Source organism: Luteibacter sp. 9135 (genome assembly GCF_000745005.1).
Taxonomy (GTDB): Bacteria; Pseudomonadota; Gammaproteobacteria; order Xanthomonadales; family Rhodanobacteraceae; genus Luteibacter.
Genome location: NZ_JQNB01000001.1, coordinates 1,276,902 through 1,298,396, shown reverse-complemented (window position 1 = coordinate 1,298,396; position 21,495 = coordinate 1,276,902). Strand labels below are relative to the sequence as shown.

Below are 21,495 nucleotides of genomic sequence, written 5' to 3'. Positions count from 1 at the left end.
CGTCTTCGCATAGTTAAGCGTAGACGGACGGACTAGAGTGGGACGACGTGAACAGCGATCATCCCACCGACTGGCCCGCCTACCTCCTGGATCGCTCATTGGCGATGCTGGCCTACATCGATGCCGATACGCGCTTTCGCTATGCGAGCCCGGCGTTCCTCGCGTGGATGGGATCGGATGGCGCCTCGCTGGTCGGCCGCCGCGCGGACGATGCCCTGCCCGCGCCGATCGGTGCGCTGATGGCCGACGGGATACGCGAGGTGCTGGCCTCCCGGCCGTTTTTCGACCAGGGCATGTCCAATGCCGCGGGGCGGTACGCCCAGGCCACCTTCACCCTCGACAAAGACGACACCGGGCAGCCGATCGGTGTGTCCATCGTGCTCGCCGACATCTCCAGCCGGCGGCTGCTCGAAGGGCGGCTGCGCGAAAGCGAGCGTCGCTTTTCACTCGCGTTCCGCCACGCCTCCATCGGCATGGCGCTGGTCTGGCCGGACGGCCGCTGGCTGCAGGTGAACGACGCCCTATGCGGCATGCTGGGCTATACCGAGAACGAACTACTCAGCACCGCCTTCCAGGACGTGACCCACCCGGACGACCTGGCCGGCGACCTGGCGCTGGTCGACACCTTGCTGACCGGCGACCGCCCATCGTACCTGCTGGAAAAACGCTACGTGCATCGCGACGGGCACACGGTGCACGGCCTGCTCAGCGCATCGCTGGTGCGCGATGAACATGGCGAGCCGCTGTATTTCATTTCGCAGGTGCAGGACATCACCGAGCGCAAGGCCTTCGAGGATGCGCTGTTCCGCGAGCGAGAGCTGGCGCAGGTGACGCTGAAGTCCATCGGCGATGCCGTGATCACCACCGATACGAACCTGGTCGTCACCTCGCTCAATCCCATCGCCGAAGCCATGACCGGCTGGTCCAGCCAGGAAGCGGTCGGCCGGCCGATGGACGAGGTATTCCATCTGCGCGAGCCCGTGTCGGGGCTGCCGCTGGCCAATCCGCTGCGGGCCGCGGTGGAGAGGCACACCATCGTCGGCCTCACCACCGGCGCCATCCTCATCCACCGCAATGGCTTCGAAAGCCCCATCGAGGATTCGGCCGCGCCCATCCACGACCATGCCGGCAACGTCGTCGGCGGGGTGGTGGTGTTCCACGACGTGAGCGAGACGCGCGCGCTGGCGCTGAAGATGGCGCATCTGGCCCACCACGACACCCTGACCGGCCTGCCCAACCGGGCCCTGCTGCAATCGCGCATGGAGTACGCCACCACGGCGGCCACGCGACGCAACCAGCGTGCCGCCCTGCTCTTCGTCGACATCGACCATTTCAAGCAGATCAACGACAGCCTGGGCCACGCCGCCGGCGACGCCCTGCTGCAGGAGGTGGCGCGACGTATCCGCGCGGCGGTGCGCGCGGACGACACGGTAAGCCGACTGGGTGGCGACGAGTTCGTGGTGTTGCTGCCGGTGATCGATGGCCCGGCGGATGCCAGCGTCGTGGCGGAGAAGGTGCTGGCCGCCTGCAGCCGGGCGGTCAGCGTCGACGCCGCCGCACTGGCCATCAGTTTCAGTATCGGCATCAGCGTGTATCCCGAGGACGCGGCGGATGCGGAGTCGTTGTTGCGCCACGCCGACGCCGCCATGTACGAAGCGAAGATGCAGGGCCGCAACGGCTACCGCTTCTTCAATCCCAGCATGAACGAGCGCAATGCCGCCCGTGTGCGGATCGAGGTGGAACTGCGCAAGGCGCTGGCGCGCGGCGAGCTTTGCCTGCATTACCAGCCCAAGGTGGACGTGGACCTGGGCGCCATCGTCGGTGCCGAGGCGCTGCTGCGCTGGCAGGTGGACGGCGTGGACGTCTATACGCCCGAGCAGTTCATCCCGGTGGCGGAAGACTGCGGACTGATCGTGCCGATCGGCGAGTGGGCACTGCGCGAAGCCTGCCGCCAGGCGGAGCTGTGGACGCGGCGCTACCGACCGCTCTCCGTATCGGTCAACGTATCCGCCCTGCAGTTCCAGCACACGCGCTTCTTCGAAGCGCTCAGCGGCATCATCACCGACAGCGGCATCCATCCCACCCTGCTGGAGCTGGAGCTGACCGAGCGCACGGTGATGGAGGGCGGCGACCACATTGCCCGGCTGTTGCACCGCGTGAAGTCGCTGGGTGTGTCGCTGAGCCTGGACGATTTCGGTACCGGCTATTGCAGCCTGTCGTACCTCAAGCACTTCCCCATCGATACGTTGAAGATCGACCGCGCCTTCATCCGCGACGTGGCCTGGGACAACGACAGCGCAGCCATCGTCAGCGCGATCATCGCGATGGGCCGGGGCATGAACAAGCAGGTGCTGGCCGAAGGCGTGGAAAGCGGCGAGCAGGCCCGTTTCCTGCGCGATGCGGGCTGCCCGCAGATGCAGGGCTTCCTGTTCGGCAAGGCCATATCGGCGCGCCAGTTCGAGGCACGCATCGCGGCCGTGGATACGGGCGAGTTGCGCCTCCTGGTCGGCTGATCAATCCCCCAGCGGGGCCTCGTACATGTGGTAATGGCAGCGCTGCATGCCCAGCCCGCTGTAGGTGCGCTGGGCGCGTTCGTTTTCGTACTCCACGTACAGCCGCAGCCCCACCGCCCCCGCGCCTTCGGCCAGCGCCTTCACCTGCCGGTAGAGGGCGCCGAACACGCCGGTGCCGCGCGCTTCGGCTTCCACATACACGCTCTGCACCCACCAGAAATCACCGCAGCGCCAGTCGCTCCATTCGTAGGTGACCATCAGGCAACCCACGGCTACGCCATCCCGTTCGGCCACGAGGTAGAAACCACGGCGTGGCTCGTCGAGCACGACGCGCACGCCGCGCGCCACCGTGGCGGGATCGAGCCGTTTTTGCTCGGTCTCCCAGGCCATGGCGGTGTTCCAGCGGGCCAGGTTATCCGCGTCGGCAGGACCGGCGCGACGAATGTCGAGGCTCATGTGGGTTGTCCGTTGGACGGCCGCCGCTTGCGCGACGCACCGAGTTTGCGTGTGAGGGTGTTGCGGCCGACACCGAGCGCCGCCGCAGCGTGCTGCCGGTGGCCGTCGTTGGCCAGCAGGGCGGCCTGCAGCAGGGTCTTGTCCAGCGCCTCGCGGGCACGCGCGTGGATATCGGGCTCGCCCTGCGCCAGCGCGTCCTGGGCCCAGATGCGCAGGGCATCCGTCCATTCCACGCCGCGCGTCTCCCGCGCCGGCAGGCTGCCCAGGTCGCTGGCCAGTATCTCCAGGCCCGGCGCCACCACGGCAAGGCGACGGCAGAGGTTTTCAAGTTCTCGCACGTTGCCCGGGTAATCGCGCTGCTCCACCGCCTTCATCGCGCCACGCGAGAAACGCTTGGGCGGCACACCCAGTTCGGCCGCCGCACGGGCGAGGAAGTGCCGGGCCAGCAGGGGGATGTCGCCGCTGCGCTGGCGCAGCGACGGTAGCTGGATGCGCACCACGTCCAGACGATGCTTGAGGTCCGCGCGGAACAGGCCCTGCTCCACCCGCGCCTCCAGGTCCTGGTGCGTGGCGGCGACGATGCGCACGTTGCTGCGGATCGCCTCGCGCCCACCCACACGATAGAACTCGCCACCGGCCAGCACGCGCAGCAGGCGGGTCTGCAGGCCGATCGGCATGTCGCCGATTTCATCGAGGAACAGCGTGCCGCCTTCGGCCTGCTCGAACCGCCCGGCTTGCCGCCGCGTGGCGCCGGTGAACGCGCCGGCCTCGTGGCCGAACAACTCGCTTTCCAGCAGCTCCGACGGAATGGCGGCAGTGTTCAGCGCGACATAGGGCTTACCGTGCCGTGCGCTTTCCTCGTGCAGCGCGCGCGCCACCAATTCCTTGCCCGTGCCGGTCTCGCCGGTGATCAGCACGTTGAGGTCGCTGGCCGCGACACGGCCGATGAGGCGGAATACTTCGCGCATGGCGGTGCTCTCACCGAGCAGCGCGTGTTCGTCCTCGCGCGGCGCGGGTGCGATGACTTCCTCATGGGCGGCGGCCAGCGCGCGACCCACCGCCTCCACCGCCCGGTCGAGGTCGAACGGCTTGGCCAGGTAATCGGCAGCGCCAGCACGATACGCCGCCGCCGTGGTGGCGACATCGGTGAACGCACTCATGACGATTACCGGGCCGATGTTGCGCCGGGTGAGGTCTTCGAGCAGGCGCAGGCCGTTCTCGCCCGGCATGCGCACATCGGTGACGAGCAGCGCTGGACGACTCTCGTGCAGCGCCGCGCGCACCGCATCGCCCGCGCTGAATTCGCGCACGCTGTGACCGGCATCGCGCAGGGCCTCGGCCAGCACGAAACGCACCCCGCGATCGTCGTCGGCGATCCATATCTCAGTCATGCGGACGCTCCATCGGGAGGTAGAGGGAAAAGACGGTCTCGCCTTGACGACTGGTGTAACGAAGGTCGCCGCCGTGTTCGAGCGCGATCTCGCGTGACAGCGCCAGCCCCAGCCCGGTGCCGTCGGGGCGACCGGATACCAGCGGCTGGAACAAGGTGTCGCGCAGTTCGTCAGGCACACCCGGGCCGTCGTCGATCACGTCTACGCGCAACGCGGCGCGCACGGTACGTTCGCCCACGCGCGCGCCGTGCTCGACGCGGGTGCGCAGGGTGAGCGTGTCAGCACCCGCTTCAGAGGCATTGCGGGTGAGGTTGAGCAGCACCTGGAGCAGGCGGTCGGCGTCGCCCAGCGTATCCGGCAGGCTGGGGTCGAAGTCGTGGCGCACACGCGGGGCGTTCGCTTCGGCGACGACCAGGCCTTCAAGGCGCTCCAGCAGTTCGTGGAGGTTGACCGGACCCAGACGCGGCGCACCGCCGTGGCGGAGCAGACCATCGGCGAGCGCGGCAAGCCGGTCGGCCTCGGCGATCACCATGGCGGCGAGCTGGCGCAGGTCCTTGTCGACGACGCGGCGTTCCAGCAGTTGGGCGGCGCCGCGCAGGCCGGCGAGGGGGTTCTTCACCTCGTGGGCGAAGCCGCGCAGGGTGGCGGAGAGCGGGGTGCCGGCGCTGGCTGCCGCGAGTTCGGGCGCAAGCGGATGGACTTCGACGAGGATGCTGCCGTCGTCCAGCGGCTGCAGGATCAGGTCGGCAGTGAGTTCACGGCCACGGGCGACGCCGAAGGTGACGGCGCGGAGGTTGTAGGCGCGGCGCTCTAGGGCGACGCGATCGAGTTGCGCCGCCAGGGCTGGGTTGCGCATCAGGGCGGTGAGCTCCTGCCCGGGGGCGGTGCGGGGGCCGACGTCGAGGAGTTCGCCGAGGGCTGGGTTGATCCAGCTGACGCGGCCGTCCGTGGAGACGACGGCTAGGCCGGTGCCCAGGAGCGTCAGGAGGTCGGCTTGGGTTGGTGCTTGCATTGCACCAATTTAGGGAAGGGGTTGGGTGGATGCAATGGCGTCCTTGACCCCTAGTCTTCTTCCGCCGCCTCACGTCCCTGCTGCCGTATAAGCATTTCTTCTCTTGCGTCATTGATGGACTGCCGGATGCTGTCCAGATCGACCTCGGACTCATCCGGCTCGAAATGACCGGTCAGTTCCGTATCGGCGCGGAGATCGCCGGCCTGCAGCAAGGCCCACATCTCCTCGCCGTACCACGTCTCCAGCAACTCGGGCGCCGAGCGTCCAAGGTAGGCGGTGAGATTGTTGACGTCACGCAGCAGCATGTTGCGCGCCGCATTATTTCCCGTAGCACTGACGACTTGCGGAAAATCGATCACGACAGGGCCATCCGGACCGACAAGGACGTTGTACGGGGAAAGATCGCCGTGGATCAATCCCGCACACAGCATCAGCACGACCTGCCGCACGAGGATCCGATGGTATTCCCGAGCCTCATCGGCGCTGAGATCGACCTCGCCCAGGCGGGGGGCGGACAGGCCATCGGCGTCCGTGACCAGTTCCATCACCAGCACGCCGTGGAAATAGCCGAACGGCTCGGGCACGCGAACACCGGCATCGCGCAACTGGTAAAGCGCATCGACCTCAGCGTTCTTCCAGGCAACTTCCTGCTGCTTGCGCCCGTACTTGCTTCCCTTGCCGATGGCGCGCGCCTCGCGGCTGCTGCTTACCTTGCGGCCTTCCTGATACTGCACGCGCTGCTGAAAGCTTCGATGCGCCATGTCCTTGTAGACCTTGGCGCAGCGGACGTCGTTGCCGCTACGGACAACGTACACCGCCGCCTCCTTGCCGCTCTTGAGTGGCCGGAGCACGTCGTCAATGATGCCGTCATCGATCAACGGCTGCAGGCCTTGGGGGGTCTTCAATTTATTTCGGGGACCGGTGGCATAAAGGAGGCGTTCAACCCTTGATTTTTACATTTTACTGAGCGTAGCGCCAACCCGCCAAGCGGTCGTTCAGAACCTGGCCAAGATCACGTAATGTCACCATCCAGACGGCAATACCCACATCGCCAGGGATATCGCGTCGTGAAAAGATCGACCCGAGCGCTATTGATCTGCATCTTTCCTCTCTCCGTCGCCATGCACGGATGTAATGCCGTGAGTGGAAACGATCCAAACGACACCTTCCAGCCACAGCAGTCAGCGCGCGAAGCGAAGGCTCAGATTGAGCAATGGATTCCGAATGGCATTGCGCTTGCAAACGCAGTAAACGCAGTAAACGCATTAGAGCGACATGGCTTTTCTTGTCGGAGGCTGAAGCGGTCTTGTGACGCGGTGAATTCACCTATGGAATGTGGCGACCAGCCGCATGCATACCGAGCTTGACTCTCGCGTCGGTCCATGTCCCATGCTTGGCGCCGGAAGCGGTGGATTCACCCACACCGCGCTCCACACTCACCTTTCCGTGTGAACCTCCAAGCCGATGACCACCAGGACTGACATGCCTACATTCCGACGCCTTGCTGTCACGTGGCTCGGCCTTGCCGCCTTCCTCCTCAGCGGCAGCGCCCTCGCCCACCCCAAGCTCATCTCCTCGACGCCCGCCGACAAAGCCGTCGGTGCAGCTCCTCGTAGCATCCAGCTGACCTTTTCCGAGGCGTTGATGCCGCAATTTTCCGCTGCCGACGTCATGATCACAGCCATGCCCGGCATGGCCATGGCGCCGGCGAAGGTCGCTACCGCGGTCGCGACGGGGACGGACGGCCAGACACTTGTAGTTACGCCAACCCGTCCGCTGACGCGAGGCAGTTACCGCGTTGACTGGCACGTGGTTTCGGTAGATACGCACGCGGTCAAAGGTTCGTTTACGTTCGAAGTGAAGTAAATCGGTGGGTGACGCGCTGCCGATGATCGTCTTGCGCTGGGCACTCTACGGCGACTTGATGATGCTGTTTGGCGTGCCGCTCTTTGCACTCCACACCTTGCCTGAGGCGCACCGCGCAGGCAGGGTGGGCAGGTCGTATAGCCGGCTGATCGCCTTCGGATCGATATCAGGGCTTGTGCTCTCGGTCGCTGCTCTGGCGTGGTCGGCCAAGGGCATGGCTGGCGCCGCGGCGTGGTCCGACATCCCTATGTCGACGTACGCCGTGCTGGTAGTCGACACCACGATGGGTTGGGCTTGGCAGGTCCGTATGGTGGCGCTGCTGGCGTTGCTGTTTATGGGGCACGCGCTGCGTCGGCCGGCCAGGCCGATGTGGACTATCGCGTCCGTCGCCGGTGCGGCTTCGTTAGCCAGCCTTGCCTGGACCGGGCATGGCGCGATGGATGCGGCGGCGCGCGGCATGGCTCATCTGGCAGCCGATATCGTTCACCTTTGGGCCGCTGGTGCCTGGTGGGGAGCACTCGTGGCGTTCGTCCTGCTTGCCCGAGACGCACGGCGCGGGCATCCACAATCCATCGACCTCCTAAGCGAGGCCGCACATGGCTTTACGCGTGTCGGTGTATGGATCGTCGCGCTGCTCATGCTGACGGGTGTCATCAACTACGTGATGATCGCCGGAGTCTCGTGGGAGACGCTGGCGAGCACCCGCTATGGCCATCTTCTCGTCATCAAGCTGTGGCTGTTCGGGATGATGCTCGTGGTGGCGAGCATGAACCGCTACCGGCTGGCTCCCGCGCTTACCATCGCAAGGCAGCAGGGAGAACCCAGCCGGGCCTTGCGTCTCCTTCAGCGCAGCGTGTTGGTGGAGACGGGTTTGGCCGGGATGATCCTTGGGCTCGTGGCGTGGCTGGGAACACTCTCTCCTGTAACGTGAGACCAGCAACACCGTCTTTCAGCGGGACGCGATGTGCTCAGCGAACGACAAGCCTACTTCGCTCATCGCTATGCCCTTGTTGCTAAACGGATGGACGGATCACGACAACGGGCACCTGGAAGACAACCTCGTGTTGCTCAAGCAACTGGGCGTATACAAGTAAGCGACCTCATCCCAGGCAAGAATAGCGTCATCGCTTCCGCACCCGTTACGGAGAAACACACCCCATGAAAGCCGTCGGCTTCTTCAAGAACCTTCCCATCGACCAGCCCCAGGCGTTGCAGGACGTCGACGTGCCCGAGCCGGCGCTGCGTGAGCACGACCTGTTGGTCGATGTGCGCGCCGTGTCGGTCAACCCGGTGGATACCAAGGTCCGTGCCCATGGCGATGTGCCGGCCGGACAGCCGCGCATCCTGGGCTGGGACGCCGCCGGTATCGTCAAGGCGGTCGGCCCGGGCGTGACGCGCTTCAAGGCCGGTGACCGCGTGTGGTATGCCGGCGATATCACGCGCCCGGGCAGCAACGCGGAACGGCAGGCCGTGGACGAGCGTATCGTCGGTCCCATGCCTGCTTCGCTGGACTTTGCCGAGGCCGCATCGCTGCCCTTGACGGCGATCACCGCCTGGGAACTCCTGTTCGACCGGCTGCGCGTGCACGAAGCGGACCCCACGGAGCACCGCGTCCTGCTGGTGGTGGGCGCCGCGGGAGGTGTCGGCTCGATCCTGACCCAGCTTGCGCGTGCGCTCACGGGCCTGACGATCGTTGGTACAGCGTCGCGCCCGGAAACGCGCGACTGGGTGCTCAATCACGGCGCCCATCACACGATCGACCACCACCAGCCCTGGAAGCCGCAATTGCAGGCCTTGGGTATCGACGGGCTCGCCTATGTGATCGGCCTCAACCACAGCGCGACGTACGTACCGCAAGTGGCCGAGACGCTGGTGCCGGAAGGCCAGTTCGCCTTGATCGACGATCCGGCCAGCGTCGACATCACGCCTTTCAAGGGCAAATCGATCTCGATCCACTGGGAGCTCATGTTTACCCGTGCCATGTTCGGCACAGCCACCATGGCGCGCCAGCATGCGTTGCTGCGGCGGGTGGCGGAGTTGGTCGACCGGGGCGACATCACGCATACGCTGACGCAGCGTATCGACGGTATCGATGCCGCACGCCTGATCGAGGCGCACCGGCAGCTTGAAGCCGGCAGCATGCTCGGGAAGCTGGTGCTCGTCAGGCCGGATACCCAGGAAAGCTGAACCGACAAGGCCGTCATCGCCGGACTAACACGGATCCACGACGAACTGCTCCAGCTTCGCGTCTGCCGCGAAGCCGCTTCGAAAATAGCTGTAGACGACTGGTCTAATTGAGGGTATGGTCTCTACCCATGACCACCGCCACCGCCACCATCGAAACCTTCGACGTCCGCGAGAAGATCCTCGCTACGGGCCAGCGCATCATGGGCGGCAAGGGCTTCTCGGCGGTCGGCCTCAACGAGGTGCTTGCCTCCGCCGGCGTTCCGAAGGGCTCGTTCTATCACTACTTCGCTTCCAAGGAGGCCTTCGGCGAGGCCATGCTTGAGGCCTACTTCCAGGATTACCTTGCGGATATGGATCGCACGCTCCGGCAGGCCGGCGGTACCGCGGCGGAGCGGCTGGAGCACTATTTCCAGGCGTGGGAGCACAACCAGTCGTTCGAGGATTGCCAGGGCAAGTGCCTGGCGGTGAAGCTGGGTGCCGAGGTGTCCGACCTGTCCGAAGCGATGCGCGCGTCGATGAAGCGCGGCACTGCAGGCATCGTGACGCACCTGTCCCAGGCGATCGAGGCGGGCATGGCCGATGGATCGCTGTCCGTCGACGATCCAGCGTCGGACGTGGCACAGAGCCTCTACCAACTCTGGCTCGGCGCCAGCGTCATGGTCAAGATCGTCCGCAACGTCGAACCGTTCCATAAGGCCATGGTCACTACTCGCCAGATCCTGCACCTTCCCGCTTGATCCGGGGGAAGGGCCCTACCGGGCGCTTCACAGCGAAGCGCCTTTTTAAACAACCGTCTTGTAGACGACCGGTCTACTTAAACTCACTCAGGAGTTCATCATGAAAGTCCTCATCGTCCTCACCTCCCACGACCAGCTTGGCAACACCGGCCGCAAGACCGGTTTCTGGCTCGAAGAGCTCGCCGCGCCTTACTACACCTTCAAGGATGCCGGCGCCGAGATCGTGCTGGCCTCGCCCTTGGGCGGGCAGCCGCCGCTGGATCCCAAGAGCAACGAGCCGTCCTTCCAGACCGACGTGACCCGCCGCTTCGAAGCGGATGCTGCCGCCAATGCCCAGCTTGCGAACACCGTCCGCCTCGACACCGTGTCACAGGCCGACTTCGACACCGTCTTCTACCCGGGTGGCCACGGCCCGCTGTGGGACCTGGCGGAGGACACCCACTCCATCGCGCTGATCGAGTCGTTCATCGAGGCGGGCAAGCCGGTCGCCCTGGTCTGTCATGCGCCGGGCGTGCTGCGCCATGTGAAGGCCCCCGACGGCAAGCCGCTGGTGGAAGGTAAGCAGGTCACCGGTTTCACCAACACCGAGGAAGACGGCGTCGGCCTCACCCAGGTGGTGCCGTTCCTAGTCGAGGACGAGCTCAAGGCCAAGGGCGGCGTCTACTCGAAGGGTCCGGACTGGGGCTCGTACGTTGTGACCGATGGCCTGCTGATTACCGGACAGAACCCGGCTTCCTCGTCCGAAGCGGCCGCCGTGCTGATGAAGCAGCTCGCCGGCTGAGAGTACGCCAGCCGACACATACACATCCCTTCCTGCTCACGCACATCCCTTTTCTGGAGAATCCCATGAAGCTGTCGTTTCGTCGTACGCGTATCGCCGCTGTGCTCGCCCTGGCCCTGGGTGCTTTCGGTGCGCATGCCGCCCCGGCGCGTCCGGTGAAGAACATCGTCCTCGTCCATGGTTTCTTCGCCGATGGCTCGGGCTGGAAGCCGGTGGCGGAGATCCTCACCCGCGACGGCTACAACGTCTCCGTCGTGCAACAGCCGGAGACCTCGCTTGCTGACGACGTCAAGGCCACGCTGGCTGTCCTGCACATGCAGCAGGGCCCCAGCCTGCTGGTGGGCCACAGCTACGGTGGCGCCGTTATCACGGAGGCCGGGAACGATGCGCAGGTCGCCGGCCTGGTGTACATCGCGGCCTATCAGCCGGAGACCGGTGAAAGCCTGGCCACGCTGACCGAGAAGATGCCGGGCGCCACCAAGGCGATCAAGAAAACGGCGGACGATTTCCTCTACATCGTGCCGGCACAGTTGCGAGCCGACTTCGCCGCCGACGTACCCGCGACGGAGACGCGCTTCATGGCGGCCTCGCAGGTGATGCCTTCCGTGCATGCCTTTACCGATACGGTTTCGACGGCGGCATGGAAGACCAAGCCGAGCTGGGCACTTGTCGCCACCGCGGATCGCACCGTCAATCCGGATCTGGAGCGCTTCATGGCGAAGCGTGCGGGCAGCACCGTTGTCGAGGTGAACTCGAGCCACGTCGCCTACCTCTCGCATCCGGACGACGTGGCCCGGCTGATCGAAAAGGCAGCGATCGCCTCGGGCAAGTGAAGGCACAGCGTGGCGGCTCGCGGGAGCGTGACCGCCACGGCTGGTTCCGTAGGAACGATCACGTCGCCGAATGGCGCGCCACATCGGTGGCAAACTCGCGATACGAGCGCAGCGGCCGGCCGAGCATGGCCGTCAGGCGTGCCACGTCACCCTGCTCCGGCTGCATGCCCTCGGTGACGAAACGCTCGGTCATCATGCGCATGTCGTACGCCATCCACGACGGCATGAATTGGCGAAGGTTGCCCTCGAAACCCGCGAAGTCCTCGCCCGGATAAGCGATGGGGCGGCCCAGCACGTCGGTCCAGATCTGCGCGATGGCGGCGCCGGTGAGGGTGTCCGGCCCCACCACGTTGATCCGCTCCAGCGGCAATGGCTGCGCGGCGTTCTCGCGACGCAGCAGTTCGAGTGCGGCAACCTCGGCGAGGTCGCGCGTATCGATCATGGCCAGGCCCTTGCTACCCACCGGCATGGGATACACGCCGTAGCCAGTGATTACATCCTTGATGCTCAGGTCGTTACCGATGAAGTACGCCGGACGCAGGATGGTGGCTTACATGCCCATCGCTTCGAGCATGCGCTCGACACCGAACTTGCCGGCGAAGTGCGGCACGTTGACGTAGCGGTCGCTGTGGATCACCGAGAGGTACACGATGCGCTCGATGCCGGCTTCGCGAGCGACGTTGAGCGTCACGATGGCCTGGGTGTATTCGTCAGGGGTGACGGCGTTGAGCAGGAACAGGGTCGTTACGCCCTGGAAGGCACTGCGCAGGGCGTCCACATCGAGCAGGTCGCCCTTGGCGACATCCACGCCGGCGGGAAGCTCGGCCTTCGACGGATCGCGGACGAAGGCACGCACGTCGGCACCGCGCTGGACGAGCTGGTTGACGACTTCGCGGCCTACCTGGCCGGTGGCACCGGTAACGAGAATGGTCATGACATGACTCCTTGAATGGCCGGGACGGCCGTGGGTTGGTTGGGTGGAAAGAACGATAGGTGGTAGCGGATAAGAAACACAGCCACTAAGATCGAGACTATCCGTATCATTATTGAGACACCATGGACCTGAGCGCGCTCGAGGACTTCCAGTTGGTGGCGAGGCACGGCGGCTTCGGCAAGGCCAGCCGGGCCAGCGGTCGATCGAAAGCCACGCTATCGCGACGCGTGGCGGACCTGGAGGAAGCACTGGGGACCCGGCTCATCGAACGGGGCGGCCAGAGCCTGGCCCTGACCGTCGCGGGGCGCAGCCTGCTGACCCGGACGGAAGGCCCGATGCACGAAGTGGCCGAGGCCCTGGCGGCGGCGCGTGATGGGATGGATAGGCCGCGTGGGCTGCTGCGCGTGGCCGCACCGCAGTTGTTCGCGCAAGTGGCGCTGGCGAGGTTGGCGGCGGAGTTCATCGCACTTTACCCCGACGTGCAGATCGAGGCCGTTGCCGAAGATCGCATCGTCGATCTCGTCGACGAACGCTTCGACATTGCCATCCGGATCAACCCACGGAAGGACTCCGACCTCGTCGGTCGTTGCTTCGCGCACGACCGGTTGCTGCTTGTCGCGCCACCGTCGATCGCGAGACCCAGTGACGGCGACAGCGATCCCTTTCCGATCCGCGCCGTGGTGACCTCGAGCTATCGCGATGGCGACGTATGGACCGTGCGAGACATCAAGCGCGCCATCGCACCGCAACCGGTATTGCGCCTTTCGTCGCTATCGATGGTGCGCGACGCCGTCGCGGCCGGCGCAGGTGCCGCGTTGCTGCCGCAGTCGATCGTCGGCGACATGCTGGAGAGGGGACAACTGGTGACGTGGGGCGTGGCCGGTGATGACGTCGACCTCTGGGTGCTGCATACGTCTCGGCGACTCGAGAGTCCCAAGGTCCGCGCCTTCGTGGAATTCATGGCGAGCCGGTATCCCGACGGATCGTTCGTAGCACAGGCCTGACGCGCGTCTCCGCCATGACGTAAAACGGCGCATTCGTCGTCTTCGGCGGCGCCACACGCGACATCGCAATAATTAACGGTGCTGCATAGGGCCTTCTATCTGGGACAGACGTCACAGCATTACCTTTCGATGAGCGCTTGAACGCCGCCGTGCTGGCACTCGAAGCAGCGCACGAGTAGAACCGCTGACGTTGACATTTTACTGACACGGATAGCGGAGATAGGACGTATGAGCGTTTCGCGTAAAAGGATAGTCGCCCAAGGGATCGCGCTGGCGATCGCAGCCTGCATCATGGCGCCGAGCCACGCCGGCGATACGGGATTACCCACCGCGTTATGGGCATCGCAGCCCGTGGTCGCCGGCGACACGATCGTCGTCAGTGCCGCGCACACCTCACCGAATACCGTGGTCAGGTACCAACGACTGGCCGACGACGATGCAGGCAGTCCCCTGGCCCATGCTTCGATATCGGAGGCCCAGACCAGCGATATCGTGCCGCTGCAAGCCAGTACGCACTCAGTCAAGTTTCTGCCCCACGACCCGGTATCCGGCGTCTACGCCTTCCGGCTGGTCGAACCGGGCTCGGGGGCCGTGGGGCCGATGAGCCTGGTGAACGTCCCGGATATCTGGTTCGTGCAGGGTGACCGGGGCTCGACGGCATCACCTGGCGGGTATCTTCGTTTGTATGGCACCGCGATGGGCGGCGTATCGGCCTCGGCACGGTCGCCTCTCCTTGCGCTGGTACAAAACGGGGCGGTTGTGAGGACGTTGACCGCGGATCGACCCGGTTCGGCCATCGACAGCAACTACAGCGCGAGCTTCGCGCTACCTGCCGACCTCCCTGCCGGCTCGTACGACCTTTATTTCCATAACGGATCGGGAGGCCCGGCCGCGTGGAAGAAGTTCGACCACTTCGGCCTGGGCGCGGACCGCTCCATCGGACCCACCGCCGACAGTACATTTACGATCGCAGCGCCCGTCGCCTGGCCGGCACGGACATGCACCGTGGCCGGCCCCCACGGCGGAGGACTGCCCGACGACGACAGTTTCGACATCGCCTTCAACTGCGCGAGGGGCCTGGACGCCAAAGGGAACGGCACGCGCGCCACCTGGGAGAACGAGGGGGCGACCATCACGCTCGGCTATGGCGCGTACGTTCTTTCGGGGAAATACGCCCAGGGCTTTGAGCACGCCATACCCAACCACTCGATCATCGACGGCGGGAAGAGTTCGAATACCGAACTGCGCTTCCCCGACGCCAATGGCGGCGAACTGTTCAGTGGCGAGGCTAACTTCGTTAGCCAGAACAACGTCGACAACAACTACGCCCAAGGTGTCTTCGGCATCAGGAACGTCAAGATAACCGCGCCCAACATGACGAACGGCAAGGGTATCGTGTTCGACTACATGGCGATAAACGATGTGCATTCCGTACCGTTCGTGGATAACGTCGTCATGAACCTCGGATCGTCCGGCACGACCATGGCGACAGGCGTGCAGGCCGGCAACGTGTCCAACCTGCGCATTCGCGACAGCGAAGTGACGGCGAGCCAGCCGATCTTCATGAATGGTCATGTGTATGGCGCGTCGGTGACCGGGTCGACGCTTACATGGCGTCACATCGCCCTGTCGTTCCGCTATTACTCGGAAAACGGCGTATTCACCGGCAACACGCTCATGCAGGCGGCGTCGCCGGAAGGGGGGCTCGATGTCGAAAGGGGATTTGCCATGCCCACGCGCGATGTCTACTACGCGGACAATTTCAGCCGCCGGGCTTCCAGCAGCAATCCGTCCGTATGGGGACTAACCTTCGACGAGAACAAGAACATCTATTCCGGCAGCGTGGCGGGGGTGAACGGGACCGCACTTACGCTCACCGGCAACATCACCGATGAAGCCGAGTTCCCTGCCACCGGCTTTTCGGCCATGGTGGTAGCCGGCACCGGTTCCGGCCAGATGCGCTTCGTCACCGCCAGCGACCAGCGTCGCCAGGTGACGGTCGATCGGCCCTGGGACGTCGATCCGGACGCCACGTCCGTCCTGACCTTGACGGGTACCCTCGGACGCATGTTGTTCGTCAACAACGACTACGGCGTGCCCGGTATCCAGAACGTCTTCTATCCATCCTCGGATGTGATCCAGGCGGGCAACCGGTTCACGGCCGCTGGCGGCATCGTGCAGCAGGCCGGCGAGTACGTGACCGGAACCGGCTACACGCCGGGCTGGCACTTCCAGTTGCTCGGCAACACCGTCTCGCAGACTGCCGACGCCCAGACAGGACTGTCCGGGCAAGGGCCCACGCGGCGAGACGGCCAGCAGGCACCTGGCACGGGTTACGACGGCACCGTGACCCAGACGAATATCATTCGGCACAACGTCTTCGCTGGGGATGGCGAGGTGGGCCTCTGGGATTCGGTGGGCAACTCGCTTATCGAAAACAACTACGTCCGCAGGGTGAGACTGCAGAACGCCTTGTCGATGAAGGACGTGCTGATCCGGCAGAACCAGACGCAGAATGGGCCATCCCAACCGGAGGACAACCAGCCGTTGCCGCAGGATGTGTTACGCCAGTAGGTACCTCGTACGCAGTGCCCATCGAGGAGCAGTGGACCCATGGCAGTTACGATAATTCAGGCGTAGGGCGTGCCGACCAGCGCGGCCTGGATGCCAAGGGTGCCCTGGTCGACCAGGCGGAGGAAGGTGGCTGCGGCTTCGCCGGCGTCGGGATGCTGGCGATAACGCCGGTGGGCCTGCCACATCGCCACCGTATAAGTGGCCAGCAGCATGTCGGCAGCCAGGTGGGCCTCGGCATCGGCCGGATCGCGGCCGACCCGCTCGGCCAGCCCGACGGCGATCAGCTGGGCGATCTCGTCCCGAATGGCACGAATGCGCGACTTCAGGGTCTCGCTGGCCTCGATGGTCTGGACATAGTTCTGCCGCGCCGAGGTAAAGCGGATATACGGACTTCCCTGCCCGACCAGTTCATGGGCGAACAGGCGCATCGTTTCCAGCGGCCCGATGGCCGGATCGTATCGGCGGATGGTCTCGCGGATCAGCTCCCTGCCCGGCTCGTCGTGTTCGAAGAACATATCCTCCTTGCGGGGGAAATGATTGAACACCGTCATCCGCCCCACCTCTGCGGCCGCCGCGATTTCTTCGATCGTCACCTGATCGAATCCCCGCTCGAGGAACAGCCGCCTCGCTTCACGGGCGATAGTGTCACGCGTGACGAGACGGCGCCGGGCGCGAAAATCGAGGGTCTGGGAGGAAACGGTCACTGTGTCGGGTAGCAAGGTGTGAGATTCAATGGCGCATTAGAGCGTGAAGTACGTGGGGCGGCAACACTACCGACGGCTAGCGCACGCCTTCGTCCCGCTTGGATATCTCGTCCATCTTTCGCTCCCCTTCCTCGATCGCCTTGTCGCGCTTGACCTGCTGGGGCTTGTCGTTGCGGGCGACATAGTCGTTGTTGCGATCGCCGGACTGCGGTTTGTGTTCCTGATCGGCCATAAGGGCTACTCCCGGTTCAACCGTGGTCTTCGTTGTCGTGCTGCTGCTGGGGGGACTCCGGCGTCTTGGGGTTCTTCTCAACCCGGTCGCTCGTGCCGGCGTCGTACTCGCGCGGGCTCTTCGGTTTCGTGGATTCGTTCGACTCGGCCATGGGGGGCTCCGGTGCGGGGGATGCCCAGCTTCCCCCTTGCCCTGTAAGGCGGGGTCGAGTGCACGTGAAGATCGCGCCACGAAACGCGTTCGTTCAGAACAGCTGGGTCTGCTGCGACACCAGGGTATCGAACCGGCCGCCGACCAGGGGCAGGATCGCATCGGCGATCGGGCGCAGCTGGTGTTCGACGTAGTGGTCGTAGTCGATGGCGGCGCGCCGCGCTTCCATGGGTTCCGGCCCGTTGAGGGTCATGACGTAGCGAATCCAGCCGCCGCCCTGGTACTGCAAGGGGCGGCCAAGCCGTGCGTTGTGCTCGTCGGCCAGCCTGGCGGCCCGGACCTGGGGTGGCGTCATGCGGTCGTACGAGTCCAGCTTGCCGCGCAGGCGCTTGCGATAGACCAGACGCTCGTCGAGGCGGCCCTCCCGCAGGTCGCGCACATAGGCCTGGATGTACGCTTCGTAAGGCTGCCGCCGGAAGATAATGCCGAACAGCTCTTCCTGGAATTGCCTGGCCAGCGGTGTCCAATCACTGCGAACGGCTTCCAGCCCGCGGAACACGAGCTGCTCGTCGTCGCCGTCACGCACCAGCCCTGCATAGCGCTTCTTGCTACCCGTCTCGCTGCCGCGAACGGTCGGCATGAAGAAGCGACGGTAGTGCGTGTCGAACTCGATCTCCAGGTAGGAGTCGATCGCCATCTCCTGGCGTAGCTTGGCGGCCCATGACGTGTTGATGCGCGCCACCAGCGTGTCGGCCACCGCCTGCGCCTCGGCTTCGTCGTGCGGACGCCCCAGGCCGATGAAGATCGAATCCGTATCGCCGTAGATCGTCTCGTAGCCGTCGGCTTCGATCCACGCACGCGTCTGCTGCATGATCTCGTGGCCACGCAGGGTAATGGCGGAGATCAGCCGGGGATCGAAGAAGCGCGCATCCGGGGCGCCCAGCACCCCGGTAAACGCGTTCATCAGCAGCTTGAATGCCTGTGCGAGCGGGGTGTTGCCCTGCGCCTTCGCGGCATCGCGACCCGTCCACAACTGCGCGATGAGCGCAGGCAGGCAATGGGTCGTCCGCGAGAAGCGCGTATCCAGCGGGCCGGGTATCCAGGCACCGCGATCCACCGCCCGCATGCCTTCCACCAGGCCGATCGGATCGACCAGGAAGGTGCGGATGATCGACGGGTAAAGGCTTTTGTAGTCCAGTACCAGGATCGAATCGTAGATACCGGGACGGCTCTCCATCACGAAGCCCCCGGGGTAGGATTCGCCCGTGGCGCGGCCGGTGCGTGGTGCGACGTAGCCCTCCCGGTGCATGCGCGGCAGGTAGAGGTAGGTGAACGCGGCAATCGAGCCGCCGGAGCGATCGGCCTGCAGGCCGGTCACGTCGGCGCGCTCCAGCAGGAACTCGAGCAGGCGCGTCTTCTGGAATATCCGCGTCACCAGTTCGCAGTCGTGCAGGTTGTAACGCGCCAGCGCCGGCTTGTCGTGATGGAAACGCCGCTCGATCTCGGCCATGCGGCTGTACGGGTCGTCGATGTCCTTGCCTTCACCGAGCAGCTCGCGGGCGACGGCCTCCAGGCTGAAGGACGCGAAGCTCAGCGAGGCCGAACGCAACGCCTCGATGCCGTCGATCGGCAGGCGGCCGGGGATGGACGCGAACACGTAATGGTCGCGATGCCGGTGTTCGCGCCAGTCGATGGGCGTGCCGCCCCGCCCGAGGGTGAGCACGCGGCCGCAGCGATCCGCGCACGCCTGCAACAGGCGCAGGTCGAACTGGATCAGGTTCCATCCGATGATGACGTCCGGATCATGGTGGCGGAACCAGTTGTTCAGCGCGACGATGAGCGCCGCGTGGTCGTCGACATAGGCCAGGTCGAAATCGTGCGGCGTCTCGTCGCCCGCAACGGGCACCCCCAACATGTACACCTGACGCTGGCCGCAGCCTTCCAGTGCCACGGAATACAATTGGCCCTCCGCGCTGGTTTCGATATCCAGCGACACGGTGCGCAGCGTCGGCCGGTAGCGCTCGCCGGGGCGCAGGCGCGGATTGACCAGGGTGGCGGCATCGGCCTCCGCCGCCTCGATCGTCACCGACGCCGTGATGAAGCGCTCCATGAGGTAGCGATCGTCGGGGCGGATGTCCGCCTCGTGCAGCACGACACCCCGCTCCGAGAGTTGCTTCTCCAGCGCCTGCATGACCCGATGCCCGCGCGTGTAGACGCCGAGCACCGGCTCCTGCGCGAAGGTCTTCAGCGGCAGGGGTGCCAGCTCGACGGCGGCATCGCGCCGGATCGCGGATTCCACGGTTTCACGGGCGGAGGCGGCCACGAAGGCCACGCTGCGCTGCCCGGTGAGAACGACACGGCGGGCGCCGCCTTCCATGGCCACCCACAGTTCGACCTCGCTACCTTCCCGCGTGTCCCGCCATTGGCGCGTCAGGATGTAGCCGTTCTGGGTGGGGGTGGTCACCCCCTTAGTTTAACCGACCGGTGGGCGGCCTACTCCCAGTGCACCGCCGCCCGGAAGTCCACCCGCCAGCTGTCCTGTCCCGGGATCACCTTGGTGAACGCGTGCGCCACGTCGCCGTTGAAGCTGAGCCAGTGACGGAAGTTCCACAGCACGCCTAGGCCACCGCCGGTGATCTGGCGGTCGCGCGGGAAGGCCGCGAAGACCGCACCGTGGTCGGCGAAGGCGTAAAGATCCGCCGCACCCACCTGGCGGTGCAGCTCCAGGTCCAGGAAATACCCTCGGGTGCCGGCCACGATGCCGCGGTCGTAGCCACGCACGCTGCCCACGCCACCCAGCTGGAACAGCGACGACGACGGCAGGGCGTCCTTGGAGGTGTACTGCCACCCGGCGCCAAGCCGCAGTGCCCAGGCGCCGCCCAGGCGCTGCACGCCGTCGAAGCTGCCGGTGGCGGTGAGGAACGAACCGGCATCGGCGATGGGCTGGTCGCTGTTGAGGTGCGTAACGGACTGGGTCAGCGTCCATTCGCGCCCCTCGACACGATGGTTGAGCAGGATGCCCACGCCGAGGCCGTTGGTGGTGATATCGGCCACCGACGTGCCGGCGATGTCCGTGGACGATTTGGCGTGCGAATAGGATGCCGTGCCCTCGAACAGCCAGCGCTGGTTGGCAATGAACGGCTGGGTGAAGTTCAGCGCCGCCACCGACGAATGGCCGACGATGTCGAGGTCGCGGTAGGCGCCATTGACGATATCGATCTGGCTACGTGAGTAGCTGGCGCCCAGCATGCCGTTGGACGGAGTGACGACGGCCGCGTACGACAGCGATCCGTCGGTACCGCCGCGCGCCTTGGCGATGCTCAGGTCCAAGCGGTCGTTCACGCCCAGCAGGCCTTCCGCATGGCCTTGCACGCCCACGCGCGTCGTGCCGCTGGTGTCGACACCGGCGTTATCGACGAAGGCGTCGAAGCTGCGCGGTGCCGGCTCGGTAACGTCGACCAGCAGGTCGGTCATGCCCCGCGAGGCGCCCGGCTGGAGCAACGCGGCACCGTGCAGCGACGTGGTGCGGTTGAGGTAGACCAGGTCGTCGCGCAGCGCGTTGGCGTCGAACAGCTCGCCCTCCTGCGCATGGATACGACGCCGCACGAAGGCTTCCCTGGTGCGGTGGTTGCCCTGGATACGCACCGCACCCAGGTGGCCTTCGACTAGATCGACGTGGACCACGCCATCGACGACACCCTGCTTGCCCAGGACGGCACGTGCCGTGCTGATGCCCTTGGCCGCATACAACGCGTTGACACCGTCGACGATGGCATTGAGTTCCGCCGCGCCCACTTCCCTGCCGGTGTACGGCTGGGCCACGGCACGCACGGCAGCGTCATCGAGGAAAGCCGAGTGGTCGAAGGTGACCGACGTGAGCACGAAACGCACGTCGCTTTGCACCGTGGCCCTGGCCGGCGCGGTGGAGGCCGGAAGCGGATCGGCCGTACGTCCGGGCGCCGGTGGTGCCTGGCGCTGGTCGTAATAGCGGTCCGTGCGTTGCGCGGGCTGTTGCTGGGCCTGCGCGGGAAGGGTCTGTGCATCCACGTCCGCCTGCGTGCCCAACAGGAGCAGGCAGGCGCTTACCAGGGTACGGCGTTTCATCGTGCGATAGGTCCGAA

The 21,495-nt window shown here is 65.4% G+C and carries 18 protein-coding genes and 1 pseudogene; 9 read left to right on the top strand and 10 right to left on the bottom strand.

The features are described from left to right. Positions 1 to 47: 47 nt before the first annotated feature. On the top strand, positions 48 to 2,513 hold the full coding sequence (locus FA89_RS05510; protein WP_051938561.1) for a sensor domain-containing protein: 2,466 nt from the start codon (positions 48 to 50) through the stop codon (positions 2,511 to 2,513). Here the strand turns inward: FA89_RS05510 and FA89_RS05505 are convergent, their stop codons facing one another. Genes FA89_RS05505 through FA89_RS05490 form a run of 4 tightly spaced genes read right to left on the bottom strand, consistent with a single transcriptional unit; the run spans position 2,514 to position 6,277 of the window. Further along, complete coding sequence (locus tag FA89_RS05505) at positions 2,514 to 2,969, bottom strand: GNAT family N-acetyltransferase (protein WP_036139000.1); 456 nt, start codon at positions 2,967 to 2,969, stop codon at positions 2,514 to 2,516. Then, positions 2,966 to 4,360 (bottom strand): nitrogen regulation protein NR(I), encoded by a 1,395-nt coding sequence (ntrC, locus tag FA89_RS05500; protein WP_036138998.1) that lies wholly within the window; start codon positions 4,358 to 4,360, stop codon positions 2,966 to 2,968. The genes FA89_RS05505 and ntrC overlap by 4 nt, the downstream gene beginning before the upstream one ends. Beyond that, positions 4,353 to 5,372, bottom strand: a complete 1,020-nt coding sequence (locus tag FA89_RS05495; protein WP_051938560.1) for a two-component system sensor histidine kinase NtrB — start codon at positions 5,370 to 5,372, stop codon at positions 4,353 to 4,355. Before FA89_RS05495 ends, ntrC begins: the two co-directional genes overlap by 8 nt. 50 nt (positions 5,373 to 5,422) lie before the next feature. Beyond that, positions 5,423 to 6,277, bottom strand: coding sequence for a PA4780 family RIO1-like protein kinase (locus FA89_RS05490; RefSeq protein ID WP_036138997.1), 855 nt, complete (start codon positions 6,275 to 6,277; stop codon positions 5,423 to 5,425). A 577-nt stretch (positions 6,278 to 6,854) separates the two neighbouring features. Between FA89_RS05490 and copC the strand changes: the two genes are divergently transcribed. From copC to FA89_RS05460, 6 genes are all read left to right on the top strand, one after another. Next, positions 6,855 to 7,238, top strand: a complete 384-nt coding sequence (gene copC / locus FA89_RS05485) for a copper homeostasis periplasmic binding protein CopC (protein WP_036138996.1) — start codon at positions 6,855 to 6,857, stop codon at positions 7,236 to 7,238. Between the two features lie 4 nt (positions 7,239 to 7,242). Next, on the top strand, positions 7,243 to 8,169 hold the full coding sequence (copD, locus tag FA89_RS05480) for a copper homeostasis membrane protein CopD (protein WP_051938559.1): 927 nt from the start codon (positions 7,243 to 7,245) through the stop codon (positions 8,167 to 8,169). A 227-nt stretch (positions 8,170 to 8,396) separates the two neighbouring features. Beyond that, a complete protein-coding gene (locus tag FA89_RS05475; protein ID WP_036138995.1) occupies positions 8,397 to 9,425 on the top strand; it encodes a zinc-binding alcohol dehydrogenase family protein in 1,029 nt (342 codons plus the stop codon). Positions 9,426 to 9,553: 128 nt separating this feature from the next. Beyond that, positions 9,554 to 10,162, top strand: coding sequence for a TetR/AcrR family transcriptional regulator (locus FA89_RS05470; RefSeq protein ID WP_036138991.1), 609 nt, complete (start codon positions 9,554 to 9,556; stop codon positions 10,160 to 10,162). Positions 10,163 to 10,262: 100 nt separating this feature from the next. Beyond that, complete coding sequence (locus FA89_RS05465) at positions 10,263 to 10,943, top strand: type 1 glutamine amidotransferase domain-containing protein (protein WP_036138988.1); 681 nt, start codon at positions 10,263 to 10,265, stop codon at positions 10,941 to 10,943. Between the two features lie 65 nt (positions 10,944 to 11,008). After that, a complete protein-coding gene (locus tag FA89_RS05460) occupies positions 11,009 to 11,776 on the top strand; it encodes an alpha/beta fold hydrolase (RefSeq protein ID WP_036138985.1) in 768 nt (255 codons plus the stop codon). 58 nt (positions 11,777 to 11,834) lie between these two features. Here the strand turns inward: FA89_RS05460 and FA89_RS05455 are convergent. Continuing rightward, positions 11,835 to 12,710 (bottom strand): annotated as a pseudogene (locus FA89_RS05455) (SDR family oxidoreductase). Between the two features lie 122 nt (positions 12,711 to 12,832). On the opposite strand from FA89_RS05455, the gene FA89_RS05450 reads away from it, so the two are divergent. Both FA89_RS05450 and FA89_RS05445 read left to right on the top strand, forming a co-directional pair. Then, positions 12,833 to 13,714, top strand: a complete 882-nt coding sequence (locus FA89_RS05450; protein WP_036138982.1) for a LysR family transcriptional regulator — start codon at positions 12,833 to 12,835, stop codon at positions 13,712 to 13,714. Positions 13,715 to 13,942: 228 nt separating this feature from the next. Beyond that, positions 13,943 to 16,288, top strand: coding sequence for a hypothetical protein (locus FA89_RS05445; protein ID WP_185754245.1), 2,346 nt, complete (start codon positions 13,943 to 13,945; stop codon positions 16,286 to 16,288). Positions 16,289 to 16,344: 56 nt separating this feature from the next. Here FA89_RS05445 and FA89_RS05440 read toward each other — a convergent pair whose 3' ends face one another. The 5 genes from FA89_RS05440 to FA89_RS05430 form a co-directional block, all read right to left on the bottom strand. Continuing rightward, complete coding sequence (locus FA89_RS05440; protein WP_036138976.1) at positions 16,345 to 16,992, bottom strand: TetR/AcrR family transcriptional regulator; 648 nt, start codon at positions 16,990 to 16,992, stop codon at positions 16,345 to 16,347. A gap of 76 nt (positions 16,993 to 17,068) precedes the next feature. After that, positions 17,069 to 17,224 (bottom strand): hypothetical protein, encoded by a 156-nt coding sequence (locus tag FA89_RS20085; protein ID WP_185754244.1) that lies wholly within the window; start codon positions 17,222 to 17,224, stop codon positions 17,069 to 17,071. Positions 17,225 to 17,240: 16 nt separating this feature from the next. Further along, a complete protein-coding gene (locus FA89_RS20780) occupies positions 17,241 to 17,375 on the bottom strand; it encodes a hypothetical protein (RefSeq protein WP_255349632.1) in 135 nt (44 codons plus the stop codon). Positions 17,376 to 17,468: 93 nt separating this feature from the next. Continuing rightward, positions 17,469 to 19,838: a DNA polymerase II gene (locus FA89_RS05435; RefSeq protein WP_036138973.1), complete on the bottom strand. Its 2,370-nt coding sequence runs from the start codon at positions 19,836 to 19,838 to the stop codon at positions 17,469 to 17,471. 29 nt (positions 19,839 to 19,867) lie between these two features. Further along, entirely contained in the window at positions 19,868 to 21,478 is a 1,611-nt protein-coding gene (locus tag FA89_RS05430) for a ShlB/FhaC/HecB family hemolysin secretion/activation protein (protein ID WP_185754243.1), read from the bottom strand. Positions 21,479 to 21,495 lie beyond the last annotated feature (17 nt).

What these genes read in the sequence shown, in the direction of transcription:
- FA89_RS05505 (WP_036139000.1), bottom strand. Translation starts at nt 2,969, where the DNA reads ATGAGCCTCGACATTCGTCGCGCCGGTCCTGCCGACGCGGATAACCTG.
- ntrC (WP_036138998.1), bottom strand. Translation starts at nt 4,360, where the DNA reads ATGACTGAGATATGGATCGCCGACGACGATCGCGGGGTGCGTTTCGTG.
- FA89_RS05495 (WP_051938560.1), bottom strand. Translation starts at nt 5,372, where the DNA reads ATGCAAGCACCAACCCAAGCCGACCTCCTGACGCTCCTGGGCACCGGC.
- copC (WP_036138996.1), top strand. Translation starts at nt 6,855, where the DNA reads ATGCCTACATTCCGACGCCTTGCTGTCACGTGGCTCGGCCTTGCCGCC.
- FA89_RS05475 (WP_036138995.1), top strand. Translation starts at nt 8,397, where the DNA reads ATGAAAGCCGTCGGCTTCTTCAAGAACCTTCCCATCGACCAGCCCCAG.
- FA89_RS05470 (WP_036138991.1), top strand. Translation starts at nt 9,554, where the DNA reads ATGACCACCGCCACCGCCACCATCGAAACCTTCGACGTCCGCGAGAAG.
- FA89_RS05465 (WP_036138988.1), top strand. Translation starts at nt 10,263, where the DNA reads ATGAAAGTCCTCATCGTCCTCACCTCCCACGACCAGCTTGGCAACACC.
- FA89_RS05460 (WP_036138985.1), top strand. Translation starts at nt 11,009, where the DNA reads ATGAAGCTGTCGTTTCGTCGTACGCGTATCGCCGCTGTGCTCGCCCTG.
- FA89_RS05450 (WP_036138982.1), top strand. Translation starts at nt 12,833, where the DNA reads ATGGACCTGAGCGCGCTCGAGGACTTCCAGTTGGTGGCGAGGCACGGC.
- FA89_RS05445 (WP_185754245.1), top strand. Translation starts at nt 13,943, where the DNA reads ATGAGCGTTTCGCGTAAAAGGATAGTCGCCCAAGGGATCGCGCTGGCG.
- FA89_RS20085 (WP_185754244.1), bottom strand. Translation starts at nt 17,224, where the DNA reads ATGGCCGATCAGGAACACAAACCGCAGTCCGGCGATCGCAACAACGAC.
- FA89_RS20780 (WP_255349632.1), bottom strand. Translation starts at nt 17,375, where the DNA reads ATGGCCGAGTCGAACGAATCCACGAAACCGAAGAGCCCGCGCGAGTAC.
- FA89_RS05430 (WP_185754243.1), bottom strand. Translation starts at nt 21,478, where the DNA reads ATGAAACGCCGTACCCTGGTAAGCGCCTGCCTGCTCCTGTTGGGCACG.